The sequence below is a fragment of the Streptomyces sp. NPDC059037 genome, assembly GCF_042740015.1.
In the GTDB taxonomy this organism is placed as follows: domain Bacteria; phylum Actinomycetota; class Actinomycetes; order Streptomycetales; family Streptomycetaceae; genus Streptomyces.
Genome location: NZ_JBHYIG010000388.1, coordinates 1 through 7807, shown reverse-complemented (window position 1 = coordinate 7807; position 7807 = coordinate 1). Strand labels below are relative to the sequence as shown.

Annotated in this window: 9 protein-coding genes and 2 pseudogenes; 4 read left to right on the top strand and 7 right to left on the bottom strand. The window is 66.5% G+C overall.

The window, feature by feature from the left end:
- Window positions 1-553: 553 nt before the first annotated feature.
- The 6 genes from ACFWY6_RS42715 to ACFWY6_RS42690 form a co-directional block, all read right to left on the bottom strand.
- The gene (locus tag ACFWY6_RS42715) at window positions 554-682 is read right to left on the bottom strand and encodes a hypothetical protein (protein ID WP_384702473.1); all 129 of its coding nucleotides are present in this window, start codon (window positions 680-682) and stop codon (window positions 554-556) included.
- A 13-nt stretch (window positions 683-695) separates the two neighbouring features.
- Window positions 696-1034 (bottom strand): hypothetical protein, encoded by a 339-nt coding sequence (locus tag ACFWY6_RS42710; protein ID WP_384702470.1) that lies wholly within the window; start codon window positions 1032-1034, stop codon window positions 696-698.
- Between the two features lie 290 nt (window positions 1035-1324).
- A complete protein-coding gene (locus ACFWY6_RS42705; RefSeq protein ID WP_384702467.1) occupies window positions 1325-1705 on the bottom strand; it encodes an SH3 domain-containing protein in 381 nt (126 codons plus the stop codon).
- 343 nt (window positions 1706-2048) lie between these two features.
- Window positions 2049-3188, bottom strand: a complete 1140-nt coding sequence (locus tag ACFWY6_RS42700) for a protein-L-isoaspartate(D-aspartate) O-methyltransferase (RefSeq protein WP_384702479.1) — start codon at window positions 3186-3188, stop codon at window positions 2049-2051.
- 14 nt (window positions 3189-3202) lie between these two features.
- The gene (locus ACFWY6_RS42695) at window positions 3203-4156 is read right to left on the bottom strand and encodes a radical SAM protein (protein WP_384702464.1); all 954 of its coding nucleotides are present in this window, start codon (window positions 4154-4156) and stop codon (window positions 3203-3205) included.
- A 511-nt stretch (window positions 4157-4667) separates the two neighbouring features.
- On the bottom strand, window positions 4668-5048 hold the full coding sequence (locus ACFWY6_RS42690; protein ID WP_384702461.1) for a hypothetical protein: 381 nt from the start codon (window positions 5046-5048) through the stop codon (window positions 4668-4670).
- Window positions 5049-5451: 403 nt separating this feature from the next.
- Here ACFWY6_RS42690 and ACFWY6_RS42685 point away from each other — a divergent pair.
- From ACFWY6_RS42685 to ACFWY6_RS42670, 4 genes and pseudogenes are all read left to right on the top strand, one after another.
- Window positions 5452-5664: pseudogene (locus tag ACFWY6_RS42685) on the top strand (multiprotein-bridging factor 1 family protein); the annotation flags it as partial.
- A gap of 75 nt (window positions 5665-5739) precedes the next feature.
- Entirely contained in the window at window positions 5740-6282 is a 543-nt protein-coding gene (locus ACFWY6_RS42680; protein WP_384702476.1) for a DUF5753 domain-containing protein, read from the top strand.
- Window positions 6279-6473, top strand: coding sequence for a DUF397 domain-containing protein (locus ACFWY6_RS42675; protein WP_384702458.1), 195 nt, complete (start codon window positions 6279-6281; stop codon window positions 6471-6473). The genes ACFWY6_RS42680 and ACFWY6_RS42675 overlap by 4 nt, the downstream gene beginning before the upstream one ends.
- A 97-nt stretch (window positions 6474-6570) precedes the next feature.
- Window positions 6571-6996, top strand: a pseudogene (locus ACFWY6_RS42670) (aminotransferase class I/II-fold pyridoxal phosphate-dependent enzyme); the annotation flags it as partial.
- An 88-nt stretch (window positions 6997-7084) separates the two neighbouring features.
- Here ACFWY6_RS42670 and ACFWY6_RS42665 read toward each other — a convergent pair.
- Window positions 7085-7627 (bottom strand): YbjN domain-containing protein, encoded by a 543-nt coding sequence (locus ACFWY6_RS42665; protein ID WP_384702455.1) that lies wholly within the window; start codon window positions 7625-7627, stop codon window positions 7085-7087.
- Window positions 7628-7807: the final 180 nt, after the last annotated feature.

Sequence of the window (7807 nt, the reverse complement as noted above, 5' to 3'; positions counted from 1 at the left end):
GACCCCGCCACCCCCCCCGCGCCCCCCCCACCCCCCCCCCCGATGTGATAACATCCTCTTTACGTCCCCCGGGGCGCCCCTCCGGCCCCCCGGGCAGCATCGGCCGCCACGGCCGGGCATGCGGCCTTCGGCCGGTCCCGTCCGGACGGCCGAGCCGCCCGGCCACCCCAGCCGGCCCAGAGCGCACAGAGAAGCCCCCGCGGATCTTCGCGGGGGCTCTGTCGTCTGTTCTCTGGTCACCGGCATGCGCCGACCACGCGAGACGCGATGACCTCTCGCAATCAGGACGGCAACGGCATCCGCGCTCACGGCAGTTGAAGGAGCGCCTACGGGTCGGTGCGCTCCTCAGCCCTCCGGGCTTGTGGTGCGCCCGACGGGGGGTCAGCGAGGAATAGCGGCTGCACGCCGCCCCCACTCCCCAAAAGCATGGGTAGACGTGGCTGATGCCGGATGGGGTGCAGGTGGCCACTGACGGCCCGTGTGCAGCTTCCCCGAAGCGGGGGCGGGCTTTCGTCGGTGCACGCCGCACACGGGCCCGGATCGCCGGCGGTCGTCAGTTCCGGCAGGTCTCGGCGTGCTTGCGGGCCGCGAACATCGCAGGGCCGGGCCCTGTGATCAGGATCGGGCGTCGGCAACCCTTGCAGTCGATGAAGTCGCCGCGCCGGTCGCTCTTGATGCGCACCTTGGAGCCCGCCCTAGTCCGCCATTCCCGCGCCATCGCCGTCCCCTTCCGCCGCACTCCCCAAGCCCCAACTACCGTCAATATTCAGCGTGTCGCACTGTGCCCCCACGGCCATGACCCGCGCAATGACGCGTACGCCTTCCGGCCGGATCCACACCACGGCCTCACCGAACGCCGTCGTATGCGGGATCGCCTTGACCAACTCCCCATCGATCCCCAGGGCTTTGGCCGCAGCGTTGAAGTCCGACGCAGCCTCATCCGCAGCCCGCCACGCCGACACGTAGTCAACGCCCCGCGCCCACAACATGTCGTCGGGCCCACCGCCGCCACCGCCACCCCGTGCATTTGCCATTGCGTATCTCTCCTCACCGAAGCCTGGACGAGCCGCTCTCGACAGAACCCCACCCCGCCACACCCCGGCAGTCACACCGAAGGAAGCGGAGAATCCCCCAAGTTCCGTACTCCACACGGGAGATGCTACCTACGGTCACGTTTCCAGTCGCCAACAAAACGAATATTTCTTTGGACTATCCTCAGGAAGATATCGGGCGCATATCCCCCACCCACACCGAAAACGGCCCTCTCTCCGTCGCAACGAAGAGAGGGCCGCGTTTGCTCAACGACACATCGAGGGCGCCGCCATCAGTAGAGGTACGACCCGGTGACCCACCCCTGGAAGCCGCCCGGCAGGCCACCGCCCGAGCGATGCCGCAAGGTCACCCGGTACCAGTCCTGCCCGGTGTCATCCTGTTTCTTTCCCACCAGCCGCACACGGTCCCCCTCATAGAGCAGCCCGAGCACCGCCCGGTTCGTACCGGGCCCCGAGCGCACCCGCAGCCCGTCCACCGTGGCCCGCGCGATCTCCCCGCGCTCGTACCGGCTGTCGGAACCCGCACTCGACTCGTTCGCACCATCCGGCCCCGGGAACGGCACCGCCGACGCCGCCGACGCACCCACCAGACCCAGACCGACAGCCATCACGCCGGCCGCAGCCAGAACCCGAAGACCCTTGAACTTGCCCATGATCAATCCCTCTCAACTCGCCTACGACAAGCGGCAGCACGAGACACCCCGGTCAGCCACTTATCCGGATGAGTTGCAAGCATCGAGCTAACACCGCTTCCAGGTCAACCACTTATCCGGATGAGTGCGTTGCGGAGGAACCATGCCAACGCTGCGGATGCAGCCGGCAGACAGCCGGGGGACTCCGAAGCGTCACGGAAGAAGCGGGCAAAATGCCTTACGTCGGGCTGCCGGCATCAGGGATTCCGTCACCGACGGTGGCGCGTGCCCGCGCAGACGAAACCCCGCACAACTCCGGGTCCGGGGAGTTGTGCGGGGTGGGGGGGGCCGTCCAGACGGGGTGTCAGGCACGCTCCCCGAGGGTGACGGACCAGGCGCCACGACTGATGTGGCAGGTTCCGTCCGGGTCGATGCGCACACGAGCCCCGGACAGCGGGAGTCCGCCCTCGGTGTTGAGCCGGTTACGGATGCGTTCGAGGTCGTCCCATAGACGACGGGGGCCGCCCTGGTGGACGGTCGGAGCGTCAGCCCAGACGCCTTGGGCGCGCGCCCAGGAGCCGTCAGCGTGGACCATCCACGCCGTACGAACATGGTCCGGCCCCTCCCAGAAGCGATGCTCGATGCCCGGTGAGGTCAGTTCGAGCATGGACCACACATCCCACGCCTCTTGCACATTCAGCACCGGGTACCGGCCCGTCGTGACGTCCTCGCCGTCCTGGTCGCGGATCTCGGCGAACCGTTCGCTCAGTCCGGGCGCGTAGTCCTCAGCGTGGCGGGTGCGCATGAACCCCGCCCGCTCTTGCTCCACCCTGCCCACCGCTCCCCCATCGGCCACCTTGTCAGCGGTGATGATCAGCCCTGTGCCGGCCAGCGTGGTGACCAGCCGCCCGCCCGGTCGCAGCGCGGACAGGCACGAGGCAGGGACGGGGTTGAGGGACACGGTGGCGATGATCCGGTCATAGCGCCCGGAGAGCGGCCCCGTGATGTCGCAGACAGCCATGCCCGGATGCAGACCCATCGCGTCCAGCCGCTCAGCCGCCGCCTTCACCAGGTGCGCGTCAACATCGAGACTCGTCACCTGGCGGTCCTGGAGCCGTTGGCACGCAAGCGCCGTGCCGTAGCCGGACCCCGTCGTCACGAGGACGTGCGAGTCGTCAGCGATCATCGCGTGCCGGTACATGTCCACCACGAGACTCGGCAGAGTCGATGACGAGGTAGGTAGCCCGCTCCCCGTCGACTCTTTCGCAAGATCGGCGTGCACAGGGCCGACCCTCGTCACCAGGGTCCGGTTCGCATACGCGGCAGTCATCCAGCGGTCCGGGTCCGAAGGGCCGTCCTGGAGCGTCCACTCGCCCGCAGCGTTGGCCCACCAGCGCGGCACGAACAGGTGCCGGGGGGTTGCCGCCAGGGGGGCATGCCAGCGCGACACCGGGTGTGCCACCTCTTCGGCGAGTCGGGCTGCGTACGGCTCCCACTCGGTCATGGTGTGCAAGCCTCTCAGTATTTCGGATTGCAGGCCGGTGTCTCCGCCGGAGAGCAGTCGCTTCCGTCCTGGTCAGGATTGCACCCCTCCGTCTTCCCTTCGTGCCCGCCGGGTGAGGGCTGACACGAGTCTTCGGCCGGAGTGCACGTCTGCGGAATGCAGCTGCCTTCCCACCGCGGAATCGTGGCCATGTGCCCCCGCCATTCGGGACCGGTCAGGATCTCGCGAAGGGTTCGATCCCGGAGCGTTCCAGCAGTCAGCCACCGGGACATCACACACGGGGTCACCACCCCATCGGGGTTGATCGCCGCACGGTCCGTGCCGCACCGCCCGCACAGCTCGGCCGGGTTGTGGACCGGGAGGCCGCCGGACTCACCGTTTCCGATGGCGCGGACCCGGTCGGCTCGGATCTCGCCCGTCACACCGATGCGCCGCAGCTCGGCCCGCGCGCCGTCGATCTGCTGCTCTTCGAGGACGTGCACCAGGGAGGCGCGCAGCGGGATTCCTCGCCGGATTGCCTCGATGATGTTCGACTTGGTGCGCGCGTACGAGCCCCGACCACCAGTGATCTCCTCGTGTTCCGCAGCACTGTTGCTGTAGTAGCTCGTCGCCAGGCGGACACCGGGACGGGCGAAGATCTCCCACATCGAGGGACGGACGTGGACGAGGTTGGTGAAGACCTCCACCTCCATCCCCAGGCCAAGCGCGCGGCTGATGAGCTGCGGCAGGTACGGATGCAGTGTCGGTTCACCGCCGATGTACTGCACCATGACGACCCCGAGCCCTGCGGCCTGGTCGAGCAGTTCGAACCAGTCATCACGCGTCATGCTGCCGTGATTGCCACTGGGCCCGGACTGGGCATAGCAGTGGGACGCGCAGGTGTTCTGACACTGGCCGGTGATCTCCAGCGCAAGCGAACTGAGCTGACCTTTGGCCGTGTTGGCCGGACCTTCCGTGATCACTGTCATGGTGGCGCTCCCTTGGTGTCGTTGCGTCCTTCGGTTCTTGCGGCCCCTTCTCGGCCTCCGACAGTCGGGGAAGGGATCTCATTGACTGGTGCTGGACGGCCCGCTCTGGCCGTTGTCCTCGCCAGCGCTGTGAGGAGCGATCAGAGCGGGCCTTAACCGCCCCCGCTGTGGAACTTCCCGCGTACAGCAGGGACGGAGTTCGTCGTTCCTGACCACCCCCGTCCAGACCGAGCCGGCGCCCTCAAGATCTAGCCAGGGGTGGCGTCTTAGCGAGCAACCAGAGCGCTCAGGTCTCGCCGTTGGAGCTGAAGACCGATCATGTAATTCAGCTCGGCGATGCACGCTGCACAGCCGTACATGTCTCCGGACCCCGTGGGCGCCGATACGGTGCCAATCCAGAGCACCCACACCCCTGCGCGACGGCAATAGAGCATGCACGCGCCAGTGGTCCAGCTACCTCGTCCTGCCCTCACGTAGATCAGATCCTCGGGCTCAACAGGAGCGGGACCAGTCACCGAGGCGCCCCGATCCGCGCGGGACGGTAGACCGTCCCCGAGCGAACCATCACCCAAGGGCCGTGCCCCTCAAGTTCCAGAATCTTGCCGCCGCTTGCGGACTTGCATCTCATGTCGACGACTTCGCGGTACGCCCCTGCCACCCACACGTAGTCGTGCACCTGAACATCACTAGGGAGAGCCTGAACCGGCTTGGTGCCGGAAGGCGCCTCTTGATCCACTGCCTCCGCCGCCGGCATGCAGTACTCGTCCCGGACATCCCACCGTGCGCCGGCCTCGCTCTCAACACTGAGCGCTGCTCCGCAGGCACTGCGGACGGTGGCGAAGGACTTCCGCCGCCGCTCCCACACCTTGTCGCCCGCCTTGAACTTGCTCACCGGACCTCCCTCCCCAGAGCCCGGCAGACCTGGTGCCCTTCACCAAGGCTCACCGAACCGAGATGGATCCGAGGTTCTACAGGACCCCAGTCGACACGCATCTGAGGGAGCGTCACCCCATGATCCTTGAACGCGAGAGTCAAGGCCTCAAAGGTGTCCTGAACGATGTTGCCCTCGGCTTCTCTGAGATCTTCAGCCTGCTGTGGCGAGTCCATCGGAGCCCTTCGGATCTGTACGTTCTACGTCACTGTGTGTGCTCCACCGTGGCCCCAACGTGGGTACTCTCTAAAGGGGTTCGCGTCCCGACCTGCACATTGGGCGGTTAGGCATATGCCAAACCGCTTGACCTGCGGGAAGGTGACCGCCTCAGGCAGTGACCAGCCAGGCGGGCAGGGGGAATTTAATGGGCTTAGAACACGAGTCCGTAGACGACAAGACCCCTCGGCAGCGGTTCGCCGAGGAAGTGCGCAACGCTCGCGAGTTGTACTCAAAGGGGCGCCTAAGCCAAACGCAGTTGGCACGCCTACTGCGCACGTCTAAATCAACGATCAGCCGTGTTGAGTCGAGTGAGTCGGCCATCCCCCCTGAGTTGCCACCCGCGCTTGACGAAGTCTTCGGTACAGACGGACTGTTCAAACGCCTCGCTGAAGAGGTAGCCGCAGAGTCGTTTTCCGCTCGGTACCGCCGCCGCATGACGCTGGAGCGGCACGCCACAGCCGTATGGGAGTGGTCCCCCACAGTTGTCCCTGGTCTGCTCCAGACAGCCGGATACGCTCGGGCCATTCTCCGCATGGGCGACAAGAGGGCAACTGAGCAGGAGATTTCGGCAGAGGTCGGCAAGCGACTAACCCGGCAAGACATCCTGCGCGGCGCTTCGCCGCCTGACCTCCGCGTGGTCCTGTGTGAGTCCGTCCTAATGCGCAAGGTGGGTGGACAGGGCGTGATGAAAGACCAACTCGCCTCTCTGCTGATTCACGCGGAGCGATCGACAACCAAGATTCAGATCTTGCCTCTCGACGCAGACGCACACCTGTTTATCGACGCTGCCGCAACATTTCTCACAACCCCAAGTCACATGACTGTTGTGTGCGTTGAGGGCTACCGTACGGCTGGAATCATCGAGGACCCAGACCACGTCAGGGCAGCCGTGCGCGCTTACGATGACCTTACGGGCGAGGCTCTGTCAGCACGAGCCAGCGCGGACCTCATCAGAGAGCAACTGGAGAGACTGTGAACACGACCAACCCACCGGCAGACCTTGTCTGGGTCAAGTCCAGTTACAGCGGCGCTGAGGGTGGCAACTGCGTTGAGGTTGCGACGGAGCCCATGACCGTTCACGTCCGCGACAGCAAGAACCTTCAGGGCTCAGCCCTCGCCCTGTCTGGCACCCAGTGGGGGGCATTCGTCGACTGGATCGGCGCCTGACCCAAGCAGGCGCGTAGCGGAAAGAGGGCTTCACCCACTGTGGGTGAAGCCCTCTTTCCGCTCAGGGATCTACCCCGTGTATCAGCAGGCATTGACCTGGGTGACGTCGACGCCGGAGCTCGTGACGGCGGTCCGCTCGGCCAAGCAGTTCCTGACGTACGTCGCGTCGGGCCCGTTCCAGTACGCGATCGCCGAGGCGCTTGCCCTGCCCGACACGTACTTCGCCGCCTTCCGCGAGGACATGTGCGCCAAGCGGGACCTGCTCGGCGCGGGCCTGACCGCGGCGGGCTTCGACGTCTACCGCCCGGCGGGCACGTACTTCATCACCACGGACATCCGCCCCCTGGGCGAGTCCGACGGCTTCGCCTTCTGCCGTGCTCTGCCGGAACGCATCGGCGTGGTGGCCATCCCGAACGCGGTCTTCTACGACCACCGGGACGTGGGGGCACCGTTCGTACGGTTCGCCTTCTGCAAGAAGGACGAGGTCCTGGCCGATGCGGTCTCCCGCCTGAAGTCGCTGTAGCCGCCGACCGGTCCCGTCACGCACGAGAGCCCGGCCGAGGTGATGCACCCCGGCCGGGCTCTCGCGTACGTATGTGAAGCGTGCAGGCTCAGGCCTCGTCGTCGCCGGGCTTCTCGTCGCCGTCGGCGGAGTCGACGTCGGCCTCCAGGCCGAGCTGCTCGACCAGCCAGCGGTCGAACTCGATCGCGGCCCGCACCCAGCTGACCGTCGACGAGACGAAGTGCTCGAGCGCGACGCCGGTGCCGATCAGCATCTGCGCCTCGCCGATGAGGCGGACGGTGCCGTCGTCGTGGGTGTGGGTGTAGACCTTCGGCCACAGCGTGCGGCGGTTCCAGTCGTCGATCGACTCGAGGAGCTGCGCCTTCTCGTCGATGCCGTGCGCACGGTCGTAGAACGTCCGCACCGAGAAGACCTGCTGGTCACCCTCGCCACGGAACATGAAGTACGTGCGGAACTCCTCCCACGGCGCCGCGAGGTCACCCTCTTCGTCGACGACGTGCTTGAGCTCCATCTGGTCCAGAAGCTGCTTGACCAGGTCCTGGTCGGGGACAACGGGGCCCACCGGTCCATCGCCCTGCTGCGGTTCGGGCTGTCCCCCGAAATTCGGAATCGAGGACGGGTCGATGCTCACGTGCTTAGTCCCTTCGTACGGATTCCGCCATCCTCTCCCAGGAGGGGCCCCCGATAGCAACCCCGGCACCGCGTCTGCCCAGATTCCACCGTCGCCGACCGCGGACCGTGGTCCGTCCTCGCGCAGTTCCCCGCGCCCCTGAAGGGGGGGGGGGGCGAGTCGCTGCAACCCCCCCCCCCC

Excerpts from the sequence above, each read along its gene's own strand:
- ACFWY6_RS42705 (WP_384702467.1), bottom strand. The coding sequence starts at position 1,705 with ATGGGCAAGTTCAAGGGTCTTCGGGTTCTGGCTGCGGCCGGCGTGATG.
- ACFWY6_RS42710 (WP_384702470.1), bottom strand. The coding sequence starts at position 1,034 with ATGGCAAATGCACGGGGTGGCGGTGGCGGCGGTGGGCCCGACGACATG.
- ACFWY6_RS42680 (WP_384702476.1), top strand. The coding sequence starts at position 5,740 with ATGACGCTGGAGCGGCACGCCACAGCCGTATGGGAGTGGTCCCCCACA.
- ACFWY6_RS42695 (WP_384702464.1), bottom strand. The coding sequence starts at position 4,156 with ATGACAGTGATCACGGAAGGTCCGGCCAACACGGCCAAAGGTCAGCTC.
- ACFWY6_RS42700 (WP_384702479.1), bottom strand. The coding sequence starts at position 3,188 with ATGACCGAGTGGGAGCCGTACGCAGCCCGACTCGCCGAAGAGGTGGCA.